22 protein-coding genes are annotated in these 19,446 nt (G+C 49.0%); 10 read left to right on the plus strand and 12 right to left on the minus strand.

What is annotated here, in order from left to right; genetic code table 11:
- Positions 1-5: 5 nt before the first annotated feature.
- Positions 6-461, plus strand: coding sequence for a hypothetical protein (locus CVV44_17565; protein PKL36030.1), 456 nt, complete (start codon positions 6-8; stop codon positions 459-461).
- 9 nt (positions 462-470) lie between these two features.
- Here CVV44_17565 and CVV44_17570 read toward each other — a convergent pair whose 3' ends face one another.
- A complete protein-coding gene (locus tag CVV44_17570) occupies positions 471-1,703 on the minus strand; it encodes a hypothetical protein (GenBank protein PKL36031.1) in 1,233 nt (410 codons plus the stop codon).
- A 53-nt stretch (positions 1,704-1,756) separates the two neighbouring features.
- Positions 1,757-2,767: a hypothetical protein gene (locus CVV44_17575; GenBank protein ID PKL36032.1), complete on the minus strand. Its 1,011-nt coding sequence runs from the start codon at positions 2,765-2,767 to the stop codon at positions 1,757-1,759.
- Positions 2,768-3,003: 236 nt separating this feature from the next.
- Here CVV44_17575 and CVV44_17580 point away from each other — a divergent pair, with 236 nt between their 5' ends.
- Positions 3,004-4,176 (plus strand): hypothetical protein, encoded by a 1,173-nt coding sequence (locus CVV44_17580; GenBank protein PKL36033.1) that lies wholly within the window; start codon positions 3,004-3,006, stop codon positions 4,174-4,176.
- Positions 4,177-4,188: 12 nt separating this feature from the next.
- On the opposite strand, the gene CVV44_17585 is transcribed toward CVV44_17580, so the two are convergent.
- Both CVV44_17585 and CVV44_17590 read right to left on the minus strand, forming a co-directional pair.
- The gene (locus CVV44_17585) at positions 4,189-5,655 is read right to left on the minus strand and encodes a sodium:proline symporter (GenBank protein ID PKL36034.1); all 1,467 of its coding nucleotides are present in this window, start codon (positions 5,653-5,655) and stop codon (positions 4,189-4,191) included.
- A 123-nt stretch (positions 5,656-5,778) separates the two neighbouring features.
- On the minus strand, positions 5,779-6,357 hold the full coding sequence (locus CVV44_17590; protein PKL36035.1) for a nitroreductase: 579 nt from the start codon (positions 6,355-6,357) through the stop codon (positions 5,779-5,781).
- A gap of 162 nt (positions 6,358-6,519) precedes the next feature.
- On the opposite strand from CVV44_17590, the gene CVV44_17595 reads away from it, so the two are divergent.
- From CVV44_17595 to CVV44_17615, 5 genes are all read left to right on the plus strand, one after another.
- Positions 6,520-8,274, plus strand: coding sequence for a hypothetical protein (locus CVV44_17595; protein PKL36036.1), 1,755 nt, complete (start codon positions 6,520-6,522; stop codon positions 8,272-8,274).
- 111 nt (positions 8,275-8,385) lie between these two features.
- Positions 8,386-8,718: a hypothetical protein gene (locus CVV44_17600; GenBank protein ID PKL36037.1), complete on the plus strand. Its 333-nt coding sequence runs from the start codon at positions 8,386-8,388 to the stop codon at positions 8,716-8,718.
- Positions 8,719-8,898: 180 nt separating this feature from the next.
- Complete coding sequence (locus tag CVV44_17605; protein ID PKL36038.1) at positions 8,899-9,144, plus strand: CopG family transcriptional regulator; 246 nt, start codon at positions 8,899-8,901, stop codon at positions 9,142-9,144.
- Complete coding sequence (locus CVV44_17610; GenBank protein ID PKL36039.1) at positions 9,144-9,560, plus strand: VapC toxin family PIN domain ribonuclease; 417 nt, start codon at positions 9,144-9,146, stop codon at positions 9,558-9,560. Before CVV44_17605 ends, CVV44_17610 begins: the two co-directional genes overlap by 1 nt.
- Before the next feature lie 287 nt (positions 9,561-9,847).
- On the plus strand, positions 9,848-10,222 hold the full coding sequence (locus CVV44_17615; GenBank protein PKL36040.1) for a two-component system response regulator: 375 nt from the start codon (positions 9,848-9,850) through the stop codon (positions 10,220-10,222).
- Positions 10,223-10,240: 18 nt separating this feature from the next.
- Here CVV44_17615 and CVV44_17620 read toward each other — a convergent pair whose 3' ends face one another.
- From CVV44_17620 to CVV44_17650, 7 genes are all read right to left on the minus strand, one after another.
- Entirely contained in the window at positions 10,241-11,260 is a 1,020-nt protein-coding gene (locus CVV44_17620) for an oxidoreductase (protein ID PKL36041.1), read from the minus strand.
- A 16-nt stretch (positions 11,261-11,276) separates the two neighbouring features.
- On the minus strand, positions 11,277-11,711 hold the full coding sequence (locus tag CVV44_17625; GenBank protein PKL36042.1) for a hypothetical protein: 435 nt from the start codon (positions 11,709-11,711) through the stop codon (positions 11,277-11,279).
- A gap of 119 nt (positions 11,712-11,830) precedes the next feature.
- Positions 11,831-12,922 carry a 4Fe-4S ferredoxin gene (locus CVV44_17630; protein ID PKL36043.1) on the minus strand — a complete coding sequence of 364 codons (1,092 nt, stop codon included), beginning with the start codon at positions 12,920-12,922 and terminating at the stop codon, positions 11,831-11,833.
- A 189-nt stretch (positions 12,923-13,111) separates the two neighbouring features.
- Complete coding sequence (locus CVV44_17635) at positions 13,112-13,558, minus strand: hypothetical protein (GenBank protein PKL36044.1); 447 nt, start codon at positions 13,556-13,558, stop codon at positions 13,112-13,114.
- A gap of 61 nt (positions 13,559-13,619) precedes the next feature.
- Positions 13,620-14,594 (minus strand): hypothetical protein, encoded by a 975-nt coding sequence (locus tag CVV44_17640; protein ID PKL36045.1) that lies wholly within the window; start codon positions 14,592-14,594, stop codon positions 13,620-13,622.
- A gap of 63 nt (positions 14,595-14,657) precedes the next feature.
- Positions 14,658-15,188: a RimJ/RimL family protein N-acetyltransferase gene (locus tag CVV44_17645; protein ID PKL36046.1), complete on the minus strand. Its 531-nt coding sequence runs from the start codon at positions 15,186-15,188 to the stop codon at positions 14,658-14,660.
- A gap of 83 nt (positions 15,189-15,271) precedes the next feature.
- Positions 15,272-15,991, minus strand: a complete 720-nt coding sequence (locus CVV44_17650) for a hypothetical protein (protein ID PKL36047.1) — start codon at positions 15,989-15,991, stop codon at positions 15,272-15,274.
- 192 nt (positions 15,992-16,183) lie between these two features.
- On the opposite strand from CVV44_17650, the gene CVV44_17655 reads away from it, so the two are divergent.
- The 3 genes from CVV44_17655 (at position 16,184) to CVV44_17665 (ending at position 18,895) form a co-directional block, all read left to right on the plus strand.
- Positions 16,184-16,813, plus strand: a complete 630-nt coding sequence (locus CVV44_17655) for a hypothetical protein (protein PKL36048.1) — start codon at positions 16,184-16,186, stop codon at positions 16,811-16,813.
- Positions 16,814-16,931: 118 nt separating this feature from the next.
- Positions 16,932-17,837, plus strand: a complete 906-nt coding sequence (locus tag CVV44_17660; protein PKL36049.1) for a hypothetical protein — start codon at positions 16,932-16,934, stop codon at positions 17,835-17,837.
- Positions 17,837-18,895 (plus strand): hypothetical protein, encoded by a 1,059-nt coding sequence (locus tag CVV44_17665; protein ID PKL36050.1) that lies wholly within the window; start codon positions 17,837-17,839, stop codon positions 18,893-18,895. Before CVV44_17660 ends, CVV44_17665 begins: the two co-directional genes overlap by 1 nt.
- Before the next feature lie 83 nt (positions 18,896-18,978).
- On the opposite strand, the gene CVV44_17670 is transcribed toward CVV44_17665, so the two are convergent.
- Positions 18,979-19,386 carry a hypothetical protein gene (locus tag CVV44_17670; protein ID PKL36051.1) on the minus strand — a complete coding sequence of 136 codons (408 nt, stop codon included), beginning with the start codon at positions 19,384-19,386 and terminating at the stop codon, positions 18,979-18,981.
- Positions 19,387-19,446 lie beyond the last annotated feature (60 nt).

Raw genomic sequence — 19,446 nt, forward strand, 5'->3', positions numbered from 1 at the left:
AGACCATGAACTGGAAAATAGAAAGACTGCAAAGGCATGAGCTTGATATAATCAGACCCCTCTGGGAGAAGCTCAACGCCATGCATCTGGAAGATTCTCGTTATTTCAAGGAACACTTCAGGTCATTCACTTTTGAAAAACGAACAGCTGCCTTTCGGGAAAGCCGGGACGATGATATCCTCATACAGATTGTGTTGTTTGAAGACGGACGCGCCGTGGGCTATTGCATTTCTACAGTTGACGGCGTTTCCGGGGAACTGGATTCCCTGTACCTCGAGGAAGAATGCAGGGGACAGGGGATCGGCGGACTTTTAGTTGAGGGCTGCATCGCGTGGTTTAATGATAAAAAGTGTTCCCGCGTAGTCGTGGGTATTGCCGATGGCCATGAATCGGTATTTCCTTTTTACCGGAAATTCGGCTTTTACCCGCGCCTTACATACCTGCAACTGAAAGGGATATAGGCCCGTTTTTCATTTATCCTTGATTATCCTGAATTCCGTGCGCCTGTTCAGTTCATCAAATCCCTTGCCGGTCTTTTTAACCACGGGCTGTGTTTTGCCGGCCCCTGTCGTTTTAAAACGTTCCTCGCCGAGTCCTTTCCCCGTAAGATACTTTTTGACTGACTCGGCCCGCTCGAGGCTGAGTTTGCTATTGTATTCGTCGGCGCCTTGCAGGTCGGTATGCCCCACGATTTCGAGCCTGATATCGCTGTTCTCCTTGAGGAATGCCGAGAGAGCGTCAAGATAGGGATAAGACTCTTTTTTTATGTCAGCCTTGTCGTAATCGAAATGTATGGCGCGGGTCTCGAAATTTGCCTCTTTGGCGAACACGAAGGCTGAGTATAAATCAAAGAGCCCTATCCCGCCGTCCCGGTTAGATGAAATATAATAGCGCTGATCGGCGCGTGTCAGATACATCTCGTTTGCCGTACTGTTTATTTTATCGCCCAGGTTGACGGGCTCTCCGTATTTGCCGTTTTCAAATGAAACGAAATAAAGATCGAACATGCCCCGGCTGTCGGCCCTGTTGGAGGCGAAAAAAAATCCTTTCAGGTCCCTGGCCGGTATGAGCCCCACGTCGCGATAACCGGTGTTAAAGGGACCTGCCATGGGCCTGGGATTGACGAAATTGCCGTCCACGTTTTCAGCCTCGAGAAGAACCGTTCGGCTGCTGTCACCGAAAAGCCATCTTGTGTAATACAGTCTTCCGTCGGGAGTAATGCTCGGGGTTCTTTCGTGATGCGCCGTGTTAATCTGGCCGGGCATGGGTTCCGGAGGCGTCCATTGGCCGTTTAAATTTTCCGACCAGTAAATGTCGAAAGAGACCATGACCTGGCCGGGCTCGCTTCCGCGCAGTTCCATGCTGCCGTCACGATCGGAAGCGAAAACGAGAAACCGGCCGTCCGACGATATGAAGGGTGTTTCATCGTTAAAGGGCGAGTTCAGGATAGCCAGCGCTTCGGGTACCGACCACGAACCGTCCCTGAAATAACTGATGAACAGGTCCTGGTACTTGCCGTTCCGGTTGGAGTTGAATATCATGTAACTTCCGTCGGGACTTACGGCGGGTGCAAAATCGTTTACGGTGCTGTTCACCTGCTTTCCCATGTTTTTCGGGGTTTCCGAAACGGTAAATTTTCCGGAATGGGCAGTGGACGCGAACAGACAAATCATGGATGTTATTGATAGGATTCGGGACAGCATGGATAATATCCTCCTGCCTGATTTTTTAAAGATTTTTACGGGAATAATTGCAATTAATCGGTCTTCCTTTCATGCTTCGCTTTAATCTCCTGAGACTTCCTGAACCAGACCTCTGCCTTATCTTTTCTGCCGAGTTTCTGCATGATCACGGCAATATTATTATAGGGAACATAATTGGAAGGGTCAAGCTTAATACTCGCCGTGTATTCCTTCAGTGCTTTTTCATACTCGCCCCTGTCGAGGTAAATATCGCCCAGCGTGTTGTGCGTTGATGCCCGGGAAGGATCGAGTTCGTTGGCCATTTGCAAATCGGTCAATGCTTCACTGACGCGCTTCCCGGCATAGTACGACGAGCCCCGGTTGTGATATGCCGAAGAAAAAAGAGGGTAGAGCCCGATCGCCGTACTGAAACAGGATATGGCCTCGCCGAACTTTTTTTGTGTCATCAAATAGGCGCCCATGTTATTGTATTCCACGGCCAGAAATTCCTTCCGTGTCAGGGTTTTCATGTACACGCCTTTCTGTATCGATTTATCGTTTATGCGGAGTGTCTCCATGTAATACGAATCGGGTTGCGGCCTCCCCTGTGTCGGCTCCCAGTTGAGATAAGAACCGTCATTAAAATAGAAACGGAGAAAACTGTGATTGGGAGCGTATACGGGTACAATGGGGATCTTCATTACTTCGGCAATGGCGATATATATGACACAGTAATTATCGCAGTCCAGGAGTTTGGATTGTATGCCCATGCCGAGGAGATAATTCTGTTTATAAACAAATCCTTCATTCCCGAGAAGGGCATCTATCTGCGCCAGGGTCTTAACCGCTTCTTCTGTCGTGCTGTTTTGTTTGAAGTTCACGACGGTAAGGGCCTTATTGATGAGAGCGTTGATCGCAGCATGATGTTCCGCTCCCGCGTACAGGTCCTTTTCCAGGTCAAGAAAATCATGGGCGATGGTCCTGGGTTGGCCTTTATAGATGGCGAGGTCGGGAGCCGCCGGTAGGGGCGAATTGATAACGGCAAAAAGCAGTACGATAATTATTTGATAGATACTATGCTTCATGGTGATATCCTCATGGGACCCTGGTTATAGTTCAACAATTAACTGTCGGATGAGAAACTGTTAATTATAAGGGAAAATCCATATTTGCAAGGCATTTTTGTTGTATTTTTGAGGAATCATGATTGGAACTGGTTTTTCGCCGATGAAAATCCTGAGCGATGTAAAAGGAGTCCGGTAAAATACTTGAAATTTGCCGCTGCTTCCATCAAGCTTCTTTGAGGCAGGGAATAAAGGGAATGCGGTGTAGATCAATGCATTTAAATAGAATACGGGGAACATGTATCCTTATTTTGCTTTTCTCTTTTATCACGACCATGGAAGCGGGGAGTGACGGCAGAACGGTAAGGATATGGCTGAAAATTTTTCAGAAGAGGGACAGGATAACTCTGAATAACAGAAGCGGTCTCCTTGTCAATGATGCATCAATACCGGTCGTGACCGTGGATATCGCTCTTGCCGGGGGCAGGCTGGAAACGGGAGGCGCGCTTTTTGACTCGGTGAGGATTTATCCCGCCGATGGCGGCCTTACGACAATCACCACTGTATACGGGGAAAAGACATACAGCGGTTTCTTCGACATCGGTCTGAAGGAGGGACAGCTCTTTGTGGTCAATACAACGCCTTTCAATGATTATCTCATGGGTGTTGTGGGCTCTGAGATGGGTGAGTCCTTCAGGCTCGAGGCTTTGAAAGCGCAGGCGGTCTGTTCCCGCACATATTTTCTAGCTGTGCGGGAAAAGAGTGGAGACTATGATGCCTGCGATGTGGCGGGCCGCTTCCAGGCCTTTCGCGGCATGCAGTATGCCGGGGACAAAACTCGCGAGGCCGTGCTCTCTACGGACGGGCAGGTGCTCCGCAGTCCTGATCCCGATTTTATTCCCTGGTTTCATTCCACCTGCGGAGGAATGCTGCTCACGCCCGCCGAGGCATGGCGTGATGCGGCCATAGATCCGTCCAGGGCAGCGCCGCGTTTTGACAGCGATGAAAACAGTCCCCGCTGCCGTATCTCTCCATTTTTCTCCTGGTCAGCCTGCCTGGAAGAAGGGGAAATCATCCGTGCCCTTAAGAAACAGACAGGGCATGATATTTCCGGCATGGAATTTGTTTTTAACAATCACGGCCTGCTGCGCCATGTTCTGCTTTCTGCGGGGAATAAAAAAATTGAGGTAATGCCGGGATTCACTTTCAAGGCCTGTCTTGAGCGGCAAGGCATTGCGGCAATACGCAGCGTCCGTTTTTCCGCTGAAAAAAAAGGTGACCGGTGGTGTTTCACCGGTAGGGGTTTCGGTCACCTTGTGGGCCTGTGCCAGTGGGGAGCCGAGGCCCAGGCGCGTCAGGGGAAAGTGTATGATGAAATACTTAAATCCTATTATCCTGGTGTTTCTGTTTTACATAAAGACGGATACTGATTTATCTATCGTTCAAATTTTATTTCCTCTCCATGCTTGCAAGGCGAGTGAGGTTCCATAACATAAAAAACCCGCCGCCATGGCTGGAAGTATCTCATATACGTGGTCGCTTAAATGGAAGACATGGCGCCAGAGAAGAACAGTCGTAATTCCCGATGCCATCATGGCCAGGGAAACGAAACGATTCACGGGTCTGTCGAGGGACCTGAGGATGATGAGGGGACCGAGTCCCGCTCCCAGGGCCGACCATGTTATAGTGACAAGTGAAAAGACGCTCTGAGGCCCGGAAAGACTGAAACCCAGGGCGAATACGGTGACAATCAAAGTACCGGCCTTTGTCTTGAATCGCGAGGCTCCCATGCCGGGGGCAATATCCTGGGTCAGTGCGGCTCCGCTTGAAAGGATCTGGGAGTCGGCAGTGGACATGGTGGCCGCAAAAAGGCCTGCCAGGATAAGCCCTATGAAGACCGACGGCAGAAGATGCATGGAAAGAGCGGGCAAAGCCAGTTCCGGATCGAAGTTAGCCGGAAGTCGATCTGCGCGGATATTCCAGGACAGCATGAGGCGGTGAATCATGCTTATATCGGAAAGCAGCACCCTCGAATAGAGTCCCACTCCCACGGCTGCCGCGGAAAAAGGTATATACCATGCGAAGTAGGTCCTTCGTGCCCTTTTTATATGTCGGGGAGAACGAATACTCATGGTCCGTATCTGCATGTGCGGTTGTCCAACAACACCGATGCCCGCAGCGAACCAGCCCAGCACATAGAGTCCCGGTCCGAATTTAAGGTTTCCCGGGAACAGAGTAACAAGAGCGGGATCTATCTTAAGCAGTGCATTGTAAAGTGAAAGGGGACCGCCAACTGCGCCCATGGCTGTACCGAGAAGAATGCTCATGGAGATTATCATCACAATGGCCTGTGCCGCGTCGGTCCAGATAGAGGCCCGGATGCCGCCGGCAATGCAGTAGATTAGGACAATGACCGATCCGATAATTGCGCCGGTAGAATAGTCCCAGCCGAAGAGGACATACAGTGCCTTACTCCCGGCCTTGAGCTGAGCCGACGCGTATACTGCAAGCAGCACCAGGGTTATCAGTCCCGCTGCAGTGACGATCACGCTGTCGATTCCCTTTACGGTGCTTCCGATGAAACCCGGGACTGTTTGCGTCTGCAGGGACTCGCTGCGTTCTCTCAGTTTTCTGTAAACAAGGTGCCACATTATGTAATCGCCGCAGATCCAGCCTATGGTCACCCAGATTGAAGAGAGACCGTAGTGATAGGTAAAGCCGATGAGACCTATGAACATGTATCCGCTGGTGTTTGTTGCGGCAGCAGAGAGGCTTGCCAGTACGGGGTGAATGTTCCTGCTGGCTATGAGATAATCTTCGGTTGTTTTTTTGCTTTTATATGTTGAAGCGATGCCTATAAGGATAAATGCGAGAAGAAATATGAGAAAGGTCGTTATAACAATTGTCATTATAAATGTTTTTTGAGTAGTTCCTCCGTATTTTATTGTATGAAGAATGGACCCGTCCTTTGTTGAAGGCCCGGTTGATATTTTCAGGTATCATCTCATGATATGCTGTCAAGGGAATTTTTATCATTCCGGCTGTTTGAACTGTTCGTGAAAGGTATCCAGCCACACAAATTCCTGCAGTTCCTTTCTTTTGGGTGCCGGCTTCGGTGTATCCCGGAGTTCAGGTTTTCCCACGGGAATTATGGCGATAGCATCCATTCCCTCGGGCACTGAGAGTATACTGTTGCACTTCTCGTGATCGAGTGATCCAACAACGACTGTGCCCAGTCCCAGTTCATGGGCCCTGAGGCAGAGGTTCTGAACGGCCATGCCCAGGTCGAACATGAACCATTGCAGAAAATTTGTGCGCTCTTCATCACCCCGGTGATGGACAAGTTTTGTTTCGGCGCACGCGGCGATTAGTGCCGTAGCTGAAAAGGAACATTTCCTCGCCGGATTGGTCTCTGAATAGGTATTGGTTATTTCTTTGATGATGTTTCTGTCACGGATGACCACGAACCGCCAGCTCTGGGTGTTGGCCCATGATGGCGCATAACGCGCCGCTTCAAGCATCTCCCGCAGCTCGCCGTCGCTCACTTCATAATCGGTGAACCTGCGCACGGATCGTCGGTTGTAAATCGCTTCCATCAGTTCCATATTCATCCTCCGTAGTATCGACTAACAGTAAGAGTGTTTTATTGTATGTCAAGATATTATTAAAACAAAAACCGTCTGTACGGTGCAAAAAAACATTGACGTATTTACTCTGACTTTATAAGGGTATGATACAAAAATAAAAACTCTGCAGTTAAAAAGGAGTGAATCATGGGATCAATGAAAACAAATTTTATGAGCGTATTTCTTGTCATGCCAATTATTTTCTGCCTGCTGCTAACGGCCTGTGATTCCGGTGATACGTCTCTTCTCGGTGATGATTCAAAACAGATCACCAATGTCGGCAGTGACTTGTCCGGTGATTCTGACAGCGTGGATGCCGGTGACGGGACCTATGATTATTCTTATAACGATTCAATCCTTATTCCCTCAACTGTAGATAATGAAACCATCAACATCGCCGCGAATATATTCATTCCCGTTGAAAAAAAAGACGGTGAAATTTTTCCCGTCATCATATTCATCAACAGCTGGGCTCTGGAAGAACATGAATATATTATGCAGGCCAAAAAATTCGCCAAAAAAGGCTATGTTGTTTTGAGCTATTCGTGCCGAGGCTGGGGCGTTTCCGGTGGAAAGATCCAGATGGGCGGTGATATCGACTGGATGGATTTCAGCACTATCGTGGACTGGCTTGGTGAAAATGCCCCCATTGACGAGCAGAACATCGGGGTATGCGGTTCCTCGCTTGGAGGCGGCGGCTCACTGCAGGCCATAGCCCATGATGAACGCATCAAGACCGCTGCGGCCACAAGCCCCTACATAGATCAGTTCAAGAGTATGTATTCCCAGGAAACGCCGCGCCTGGTCTGGGCAAGCCTGCTTATCTTCAGCGGCGCCCTGATGGGACGTATCTCGCCCTGGATGCTGGACCTCTATGAATACACCCTGACGGGAACAAATATTGATACTGTCTATGAATTGACCTGGGACCAGGGTCCTATCAATTATATCGATGAAGTGAATAAGAGAAACTGTCCGGTATACGTCAGTTCCAACATGGGTGACTATGTATTTTTTTCTAATTTTGCCGTGGAATATTTCAACAATCTCAGTGTTGATCACAAGTTTCTTGACCTGAACCAGGGGACCCATGTTTCAGCTGAGATGGGGGGAATTCTTGGATATAAGAACTACGTCTTCGATAATATCCATCTCTGGTTCGATCATTTCCTCAAGGGAGAGGATACGGGCATAACCGGGACGGACAGAACAGCGACAATTACCATGGAAGTGAAATTGACAAATGAGCGCATAGTCTACGAAAAGGAAAGCCTGAAGCATGTCGACGGCGATGCCGTGACCTACCAGTGGCCTCCGAAAAATGAAAGGAAAAAAGTTTTCTATTGCGCGCCGGGAGAAGAGGAAAACCGCGGTGTGCTCTCCATGGAAAAAAACACCGAGGAACAGATCAGTTCCATTATTTCCTTCTTTCTCACGGGCACAACAACGGGTATTCCCATTGTGTCTCCGATACTGGAAGAGAACGGGACCCCCTTCACCGTGCCTCTCTGGAGCATGATACCGGCGAAATCAATGGTATATCTCACGGAAGAACTGGAAAGCCCGCTGTATATGCGCGGTGTGCCTTCGGTCAACCTGCGCATGGCCCTTTCGGGCAAGCGGGGGCAGGTGGTGCTCTATCTCTTCGATGTCGATGAAAATAACAACGCTACGTTTATCACCCACACCTTCAAAACCTGGTGGAACGCCGTTGAGGGCGAAATCATGGACGTTCCCCTGGACTTCGTATTTAACGCCTATGATTTTGAAGCGGGCCACCGTCTGGCCCTGGCCATCGATACCTCGGACACGGAATACGGGGTTCCCACCATTTATCAGTACAAGGTTTCTTTTGTTCATGATGATGTGGACCAGATGGAGCTGAGTATTCCTGTGGAATAAATAATGCCAAGCGGCCCATGAAACGATACAGGTATACAAACCTATCATATAACGGGATTATACGGCGATATTAAATACTCTCCCTATCAAAACCGGCAGCAAGGCCTGAGTGTGGCCTTTTCACTGGGGGGTGGTTTTGCGTATCTTGGCGATGAGACAAAAGATTATTCTTATAAATTTGACGCATCGGGATTTTTCAGCTATATCATCAGCCCTTTCTTTACGCCCTATTCACTTTTGCGGTTCTCACATTATAAACTGGATGGCTTCAAAAATCCAGATGATGATGAATGGTTTGGTGACATTGGTTATGCAAACTGCTATTTAATGGAAATGGGCGCCGGTGTTCAGCTTTTCTCAAGTTCATGGGTTAGTCTTTTTCTTGAGGGCGGGAGATTGATCAATCTTCATGGGGACGTTGGCGAGAATATAGGAAAATCCTGACTGGTAGGTCTGGGCGTGCAGTTCAAGCTGTAGAAATATTTATTGTAAATGCGAATAAAAAGGGGTCAGAGCCTCATTACAGTCCAAGGCTCTGACCCCTTTTTTAAAGGTATCATTAATCTATTGACAAATTTCTGTAAAAGTGTTATCTTTACATCATATCTGTAATCATGAGGTAATATGATACGCACCCAGATACAACTGACGGAACAACAGGCTGAATCCCTAAAAAAATACAGCGCCGAGATGAATGTATCCATGGCAGAGCTGATTAGGGATGCCATAGACAATCTCATGACCACCCGCGTCGTCATTTCCGATGCGGATAAAAAGAAAAAGGCCATGGAAGCAGCAGGCCGATTCAGGTCCGGGAACCGTGATCTTGCCAGGGACCACGACTGGTATCTGGCGGAAACCTTCGAATAATGGTCACTTTCATCGACACATCGGCATTTCTGGCGGTCCTGAACTCCGATGATGAATATCATTTACCGGCTAAAAAGTTCTGGATTAAAAGCATTGAGACGGATATCTCCCTTATCACCACTAATTATGTCCTGGTAGAAACAGCGGCGCTGCTCCAGGCGCGGATCGGCCTGGAAGCCCTGGAGGTTTTTCATGATGATGTGGTGCCCCTTGTGTCCATCCACTGGATTGATGAGGCCATGCATAACGTCTCAATGGCGGCCCTTCTCACGGCGCGGCGAAGGCAACTTAGTCTCGTGGACTGCGCCAGTTTTGAATGCATGCGCCGAAGGGGAATCAGGCGGGCCTTCACGCTTGACACTCATTTTCGGGAACAGGGATTTCAGTGCTTTCCTGATGAGGCGCCGTCGTCCTGACCTCTGCAGATAATTCCACAGTCTTTCTTCCACCGGCATCGGGAGAGGGCTGCTGGTTGGAAATTGCAAAATAATCATGGGGGAAATCCTGAAAATATAGAGAGGGGTCCGGGGCTCTGACCCCTCTCTATATGATTTCTTCAATAATCCATTTAGTGTCATACCTGCCATTCCAGAGCAAAAACATATTATTTTCATGATTCCTGTGGGACCGGCCATGGAAGTATTGACAAAAGAAATCAAATATCCTACAATTTGCCTGATCAAATCCCATTCAGGAGTTAGTTATGGCCAAAACAGTGATGATTATAGATGATGCCCAGTCCATGCGCCAGGTTGTTTCCCTGTCGCTCAATGATGCCGGTTACACCATTATCGAGGCTGCCGACGGCGTGGATGCCCTGCAGAAGCTGAAGGGAGACGTCGTGGACATGTTTATCTGCGATGTGAATATGCCCAACATGGACGGCATGACTTTTCTGAAAACTGTACGGAGCGATGCTGAGTATGGCGATTATAAATTTACGCCCTTTATCATGCTTACCACGGAGATCGGCGAGGATATTAAAAAAAAGGGAAAGGAACTGGGCGCCAACGCCTGGATCGTAAAGCCCTTCAAGCCGGATCAGCTTATCGATGCCGTGAAAAAACTTATGAAGTGACGCTGACTTAATTTATCTTCATTTCCCCTGTATTGTCATTCCCGCATGTTTTCTGGAAATATGGCCGTGCTCATGTAGCCAGCGTATGGTATCGCCATAAGTGGACGCAGGGTCACGGAAGGCTGTTCCGCATGTTTTAAGTGTTTTTTCACTGTCCACTTTCCGCCACTGTGTGACATACCTCATCCCTTCATGGGTCAGGGGAACATTCAGGGGATGGATGCGGCTCAACAGGTCGGTTACGGCGCCTGCTCCCCGAAGAAAAAATCCTGGCATTTGAAAAGTATGAACCCTGCGGCCTGTGATGGATTCAAGAAATACAGCCAGTTCCCGCCACGTCTTGTAGATGCCCCCGACAGGATAATATCCCGGTGTCCCCGCGCCTTCGAGAAGACGCACATGGATCATGGCCAGGTCACGCACATCCAGGGCCTGGAAACCCGTGGAGGTGAGAGGCACTCCCCTGGTGAGAAAGTTCATGACACCGTAGTTCGATTCGCTCAGGCCCGGGTCCTGGGGCCCCACGACCGCCGTGGGGTAGGTAATGCGGATGGGATTTCCGTTTCCCAGATACTTTCGGACCAGAATATCCGAATCGGCCTTAGACCGTCCGTAAGCGCTCCCCGTCGTGACTACAGGGCTCCTCTCATCAATGGGCGCCGAAGACGGGCTGAAGAGAACCGTGATGCTCGATACATGGACTATGGACTTCAAAGACCTGCGGCATGCCTCGTCCATGACATGCCCGGTACCCGTCCTGTTGGTGTGCAGCATTTCATCTTTCTTTGAATGGTCCATGGATACCATGGCAGCGGCGTGGAATAGGGCGTCGCAGGTATCCATGCATCGCGCCACGGATGCTCGGTCCAGAATGTTTCCATCAACCATTTCCGGAGCCTCGCAATGCAGTTCACGGAACACGCGCTGTGCCTTTTCCCTGCTGCGTACGAGCATGCGCACCTGGTGTCCCTCTTCAACGAGGGACTTTACCGTATGGGAACCGATGAACCCGGTCCCTCCTGTGACCATGACCTTCACGGGAAGTACGGCAGTCTCAGTTCTTGCATTCGCCGGTACGGCGTCCCGAGATTTTTTGGTTGATGAGCGTCCCGTTCATGTTTGTTTTGATTACTCCGTCGAAGGTGGTTCCGCGATAGGTGATGGAACCCTCGCTGCGGGTAGTCCCCTGCTTGCCTTTGCATTCCATGACCCAGGTGTAGGTGCTGCCCGTAATATTTGACGAGATGAGTTTGCAGTCCTGGTTTTTTTCCGGTTTCTGCGGTGTCATGTTTTCCTTGGTCAGGCAGTGCGTATATTTAATTGCCGGCATGGCAAAGGGCATGCCGGGCATTTCGGTCTGGATACTCATTTCCCAGTTTCCTTCGTTCATGTTGACGGCTGAGATTACGGAAATGCCGAAGGTGAAGACACAGATAAAGGCCAGAAGGGCGATTCTTATTTTTCCCATGAGATATCTCCTGTTATACATTAATAGCCATTACATCACCGCCAGGGGTGATGATGGCCTGAATAGTGGGGATGGGCGGAAAAATGTCAATACAAAATCAGGATGTCCCGGCCGAACGAATGTGGCCGGGATTCTTGTTTTTATTTTGTCCGGAACAGGTTTTTGTAGGCGTGGTCGCCGTGCCGGGAGTTTTCCCTCTGTTCCATCCATTCCTTCTCGTTTTTGGGAACATTGAGAATTTCAGCAGCCTCCCGTTTCTTCATTGTAATGGCTCCCGTGGGGCAGGTGGATACGCAGAGACCGCAGCCTATGCACCGCTCGTTTATAACTGCTTCGGCATCAACGGTTATGGCCCCGGCCTGGCAGCGGTCCAGGCACATGCCGCATGCCGTGCACAGGGATTCATCGACGACGGCAAGGTAACTGGAAAATGCCGTGGCATTCAATGAACCCAGTTCATGCATGCCGCGCAGAACGCCGCAGCAACAGGCGCAGCAGTTGCAGATGGCAAACTGGCCGTTTTTAAAGTTATTGGTCATGTGAACCAGGCCCGCCTCTTCAGCCTTTTTAAGAATGGCAAAGGCCTCCTGTTTAGAGATGGGGCGTCCCCAGAAATAATCATTGAAATAATTATCGATAGGCGCGACACCCATGCAGACCTCCATGGGTTTGTCACAGCGATGGCCCAGGATGGCTTTTTCCTTTTTGCAGATGCAGTCGCCCACGGCCCAGGCTTTGGCGTTCTCGATGATGGCCGTGAGGCTTTCATAGGGCTCGATGGATGAGCGGTCCGGGACATCTTCTTCAATGGGAAGAACTTTCAGAAGGGGGGGATTGTGGGTGAAAAACTCCCTGCCGAAGATATGCCTCATATAGTCTTCGCACATTTCCGCCAGTTCCCGGTCGAGGCGGTTGAGCTGGAATTCGTAGATTCCGAAGACAAAGGGAAGAAGCTTGTAGAGGTGAACCGATCCGATTTTCGCGCCGAAGATCTGTCCCTTGTTCTGCATTTCCTGGAGTTTGTCCGTGAGATAGGCCGTGTCCATGCCGGTGCGGGCCGCAATGGCTTCGGGGGTCTCGAAATCGAGCTTCAGTTTCAGAGTTATATCGGCCTCTTCTTCCGTGAATATTTTTTTCAGTATTTTTATTTCCAGCCCGTCTTCCGTGGCGGGATATCCGTTTGGTATGGTGTCCAGGAGTTCTCTCAGGCGGTGGTAAATTTCGTCGTTCATGATTTCACCCTTTGATATTGTTTTTATGGGGCAAACATAACAGTGTTATGATAATTTGTCAACCATAAAGCTTTGTCCCGGTTAGTAGTGAACGGTTTCAAACCATTCACTACTAACCGGGACAAAACCGTATCGAGCATTTACTATTTTTTGGCCTGCTCTTTGAGATGCTCCCGCCGTTCCTTTGCTTCAGACATAGCGGGGAATATCTTTTGTTTCCTCATAGTAAGCTTCCACGCCGATTTCCTTCATGCGCGAATTCATTTTGAGCCAGCGGGTTTTTAGATTATCATCGAAATTTGTTTTTCCGCAGGGAAACTCGCCGCATTGGAAACAGAAATCAACATGCTTATCCCCGTAGCATTTTGCCACGCCGCAGTTGGGATATTTGCAGTCGCCGTAACGGCAGCCACGACATTCTCCCCCGGTAAAATGTTCCAGCATTGTTTTAAATTGCGGGTAGCTTTCGAAAACCGGCCAGAATCGGGAGAAGCGCTGCGCGTAGCCGTCGAATGATCCCAGCAGTTCCCTGAGTTTAATACTGTGATGCCTGATGTCGCCTTCAGCATTGGCCATGCATTTTCGGCAGTTCAGGCCGCACGGGGCCAGTATGTTCAATATTTCATGGTAATTCATGGTCCGCTCCTTATGTTGCTGTTAAAGGAAAAAGCGCATAACGCTTATCAGGAAAAATAAATTACTGCACCTGTTCAATGGGGAATTTGTCCGAATTGGATTTATTTGTTTCACCGATGCCGGACAATAACCCCAGTGACAGAATGATAACCAGCATCAGGAAAACATAGCCTGCCGTAAAGAGTATCGATGTAAGAATTTTCGGCGCCCTGGTAAAGTATTTAACCCATACACCTTCAACTATCCTGGCGATGGTTTTCGAGTCTTTACTGCGGTAGTTTTTAATGTGCATCATGACCATGTCGACAAAGCCTGCCGGGATATTATCAGAGAACGTAAGAGGAGCCGCATCATTGTCATTTTTCAGCTGGTTTGATATTTTCGCCACCTGAATCGTCATGGGGATTGACAGTGATATCAACACAGCGAATGCGATGAGCATCCAGTCCTGAAAGGTTATGGAAATATAGAATAATAGCAGCACCGCGCCGGCCTTGAAGACGATCTCCAGGTTCTTGCTGCGGGAAAAAAGAATATTGTCAAAAAAATGTCCTCCGTCCAGGGGATATATGGGCAGAAGGTTGAATCCGTTTATCAATAATGATATGAAGGCATATTGATGCAATGCCTGATTTCCCGTGACCAGGAAAAGAAAACCTGTGGCAATGGCCAGAACGATTCCCGGCAGGGGCCCCATGATGGAGACGATGGCCTTCTGTTTCGCATCGGGATTGGTCACCTTCCCGGTCACGGCAGCGCCGAATAAGGGAATGAAAAACATGCTGAGATTTTTGTATTTATACAGTTTCATGAAGACCATGTGTCCCATTTCATGGATGAAGATGACAAGCAAAATTATGATCGAATCCCGTATCGGGCTGTTGAGCACGTTGAAACCGAGAAAAAGCGAAAGCGTTATAGCCAGCACGAGGAGTGATGTCAGCATGTTTTTCTTCGAATTTTTATTTCTTGCCAGCTCGGCCATGACTGCGCTTGTTTTAGGGCTCAGGACTGATTGGTCGGTTTGTTCTGTCATTGGTGTTCCTTTTCTAGTGATAAATGTATTATAAACGGGGTTTTGCCCGTTACGTGTTACCTGTTATGTGCGGCTATTCCAGTCTTTCTTTAACAATGAATAAATCACATAATCCTGGAAGCCGTCATTGATGTACACGGCGCATCTTTTAATTCCTTCCTCGAAAAATCCCAGCTTCTCCGGTATGTTCCTGCTGCGGTGATTGTTCGTAGCGACGCCGATTTCAATCCTGTTTACGGCGCTTTCCCTGAACAGGTAATTGATCAGCATTTTGCAGGCGCTGAACATGATGCTGTTACCCTGGTACTTTTCAGCGAGCCAGTAACCGATCTCGCAGGAAAAATTTGCTTCATCAAAATGTTTTACAGAAATAAGTCCCGCCAGTTTGTTCCTGTGGAATATCCCCAGGGGCTGTTCTATTGGGTTGGTGATTCTGTCAAGAGCGCTTTGAATGTCTTCGGGGCTTCTCGTTGCATCCACCCAGAACAGCCAGGGACGCAGGTAGTTCCTGCATTCCTCGATCAGGCTGAATAACTCATGCGTATCGGTACGCATGAGGGGTTTTAGTAAAATGTCTTTTGTTTTCAATTCCATGTTTTATATAAGCGCCCCGTCGTAGTGAACGGTTACAAACCGTTCACTACGACGGGACATCCCACATGACAAGGTCCTTATGACTACGCCCTCCTCCACGGATTAATCCCCTCTTCTTTGCATTTCCTGTACACCAGCACTACATAAATAATATCAAAGATGAGGATGGCGGCATACATGTAGGGAAAGAGCAGTTCGTCGGCATGGGGAGTTCCCGGTGTAATTGGTGATTTGGGATACACGATAAAAGCCAGATCGGCGAAGATAGTGCCGATCATCTTGGCCAGGGCGATGTAGATGGACTGGCCCGCAACGCTGTTCCTGCTCATGATCATTCCCACGTAGAGGATGGACATGATCATGTTCATGCCGAAGGCCGAGTAGGCGCGGCCCATGCCCAGGGCATAGCCCTTGCTGGCCTCGAGGTTCATGACGCCGGGATGAAGTCCGTCATACTGGATGAAGAGCACTCCCAGGAAGGACGTGACCATGACCAGGGCGAAGAAGGGATAGAAGTACCGCGCCTGGAACTGCGGAAAGTCCAGCTTCCACGACTTGATGAAGTGATACAGAATCACCACATCAAAAGAAAACCATACGATGTTGATATAGAGCTGGGGTGCCGGCGCCGGTGTGACAAAGGAATAAATGAATTCCCATGATATGTTCATGGCCAGGGCCCACATGGGCATGCCGTGGGCCTTGTCCTGAAAACCGCGCTTGATGATGAGAATATAGGTTATGGTCCAGAAAAAACCCGACGTCGCCGCCATATAAAGATAGGGATGGGGATAATTTTCCATGACGGAAGCCTCCTGATCGCTGATGATATTTTATGAGCCTTTTTGTATGCGTTCATACCATCAGATTTGAACTGCCATGTCAATAATTCTATTAATTTTAAAAGAATGCCATAAAAAGATTTCTGATCTTGTTGCCCGGGTCCGGCTAGATTACCGGGGGATAATCCTTGACAGTGGCAGTAACAGGTTTATATGTTGCTTCAGCGGAGTGAAGGAATGAGCAGCGGGATCGTGACAGCGGATAAAGAAGGAAGGCCCATCAGCAGAGATATGATACGGGCCTGTGCCCTGGAATTGTTCATGAAGAAGGGCGTTGATGATACCTCGGTCAATGATATTGTGAAACAGGCCGCAATAGCCAAGGGCACCTTTTATCTCTACTTCAACAGCCGCGATGACCTGATCAATGCCGTTTTCGACGAATTTTCCCATGAGTTTTTCCGTGAGGTTGTGGCGGCGAACCAGGACCTGCAGAAGATCGCACCCCTTGCCGAGTCTCTTCTATCCTACTTCGGGAGGAACACCCTGTTTCTTATTGAGGTACGAAAGAACCTTACCATGCATCGCGAGTATCCCTATTACCGAAGTATCATGTCGGCCCTTTCGGACTTCATCAGCCGGTTTCTCAATCTCTATGAACAGTATCCCATTACACAGCTTGACACCTATTCCGAGATTCTCATCGGCACAATACTTGAAATATGCTACCGGCTATATATTGATAAAAGTATAAAAAGCCAGGAAGAAGCCAGGGTGATGCTGGAGGATTTCATGAAGAGATTTTTTAATTGTGAGCCTGATTTTTTTCTTGCAAAAAAATGACCACCGGTCATTATGTGGATATCTGATAGTACGCACTGATGGCCCGGGCCATTTTATTTTTTACCTATAAATGACCGCTGGTCATTTATATCATTCACTATACTGAAAGGAGGCCCCCATGAAGCCCACAATGAAAATACAGCAGGGTATGCTGGATAATCAGGATTCGCCGGTTTTCCGCAATGATTTTTTCCGGCGTTTTGAACTGAGACATGCCGATAAACCCCTGCAATTGAACGAACGAATATCGAAGAAGTATCTTTTCCCGACTTTTTATGGTGATGTCACCTGCGCCATTGGCATTTTCATGTGTTCCTATGAAAAGGCTGCGGCGCTGGTGGCCCGGGAACTGCATCATAAGATCAAACCGGTAAAACTGACAAAGGGACGATCCATTATTGCCTTTTCCTGTTATGAATATAAAAATGTCATGGGCGTGGCACCCTATAATGAGATTGCCATGGCCATCCCGGTCATGGTGAACACCGCCTTCCGGCCGCCCGTGCTTCCAATGATACTTGACTCCTTCAGCCGCTTCGGCTATTATATTGCCGGCATGCCCGTGACGTCCTTTGAAAACCAGATCCGCGGAAACAAAATCTGGGGCCTGCCGAAAGTCACGCAGAGGATTGATATGGAATCCCTGGGCGGCGACTGTGTTACAACGGCTTATGAGGAAAACGGCGATCCCTACCTGACGATCCGTGTGCCGCGTCAGGGGAAGCCCACACAGTTTGACGTGAGCTCCTATCTGTATTCACGATTGAACGGTACCATCCTCAGGAGCGAAACGAATTTTAAGGCCGCCTTTAATGTGGTAAAACACATGGATCTTCTTTTTAAAAAAGGAGCCAGGCCCGATAAAAAATATATTGAAATAGGGAATACACCTTCGACTAAAATGCTGCATGAGCTGGAAATAGAGGAACATCCCTTCCAGCTTCGCTATGCCGAGCATATGTCCAGCTGCTTTGACCTGCCCGATGACAAGGCGCCGGTGTGGCTGAATAATCTGAACGGATAATGATAAAAGGGAGGATGCTGATAATGAAAAAAGACATGAAGATAGTGATTTTCGGTGCGGGCGCCATCGGGCAGTCCGTGGGCGGATGGCTTGCCGGGGTCCACGAGAACCTTTATTTCCTCGACAGGGGAGAAGTGGCAAAGACCATGAAGGAGAAGGGCATCACTCACTTCCAGCAGGGGAAGGAAAACGAGGGCGTTCATGTCTCTGTGAAAGTCATCAGTGACATAAAGGATGCCCGTGATGCCGATGTCATTGCCATCGGGGTAAAGACCTTCAGCCTGGAGGGTGTGGCAAAAATGATAAAGGATACGGTGGGCGACCGTCCCTTTATCGTCGCCATGCAGAACGGCGTGGAAAACCAGGTCATACTGTCGAAGTATTTTTCAAAGGTGATATACTGCGTAATTGGTTACAATGCCTGGATTGAAAAGCCCGGCGTGGTGGGATACCAGAAAAAGGGGCCGCTCATTTTCGGGACAAGGAACAATGAACTCATGGACGAGATGAAAGAGATCGCTGCTGTTTTCAACCGGGGAGTGGAAACCGTTGTTGTGGACCATCTCCAGGACGCGGCCCATTCAAAGGTTATCATCAATCTCACCAATTCTCTCACGACCCTTGTCGGTCTCGGATTTAAAGAGATATCGGATTACGGATATTTTCAGAAACTGCTGTCGAACCTGCTTTATGAAGGCGTGCAGATTGTGAAGGCCGCGGGGTACCATGAATGCAAAATAGGCGGCATGCCTCCGTGGCTGCTTATAAAACTTTCAGCAATGCTGCCACAGTGGATCACCCGGCCCCTCTTCATGAAAAACGTGAGGAAGATGGTTATGAGCAGCATGGCCCAGGATATCATCCAGCGCGGCGGCCATGATTCGGAGCTCGAGACCATCAACGGGTACATCGTGGGTCTGGCTGATAAACACGGGGTAAAGGCGCCCTATAACAGGGCGATATATGAGCTCTGCAAAAGGGAATTTGCCGGTGAGTCATTTACTCCCCGGGATGTGAAAGATGTATGGAAGGAGGTGCAGCCGCGTCTTGATGGCTGAACCAGGAACCGGGCATGCTTGTAATATAAGCGCAAAGGCAGGAAAGTGCCTTCGCGCCCGTGGGCGGCATGCAGCCGGTTTTTCTATTCCTTAACGGCACCGTACACGTCGGTGTATCGTGACGATGCTCCCCAGTTCATATAACGGGTATATCCCGCCTTTCCCAGACGTTTAGCCACCATCTGGGCACGTCCTCCCGTTTCACAGGCCAGAATAAGATATTGTGTTTTGGGAATTTCAGACAGCCTGTCCATAATTTCCCCCGAGGGAAAATTCTTCGATGTGGGAATATGCCCCTTTTTATAGGCGTCGGCAGGACGGACATCTATGATCCAGATGTCGGCCCGGGGCGTATCAATCAGGGTCTTCAGGGCAGCGGGCTCCAGGTATTGCCGGAGCATTGCTCCGTCTTTGCCGCTGCTGCCCTCATAGCATCCCGTCATGGTTGCCGCAAGAGTGATAAATGCCGCTAAGAGAAATAATTTTTTCATGCTTTGCCTCTTTTTCCAGTGATAAAGATATAATAGTGGAATAAGATACTTATTACAATA

It is taken from the genome of Spirochaetae bacterium HGW-Spirochaetae-1 (genome assembly GCA_002839375.1).
Taxonomy (GTDB): Bacteria; Spirochaetota; UBA4802; order UBA4802; family UBA5550; genus PGXY01.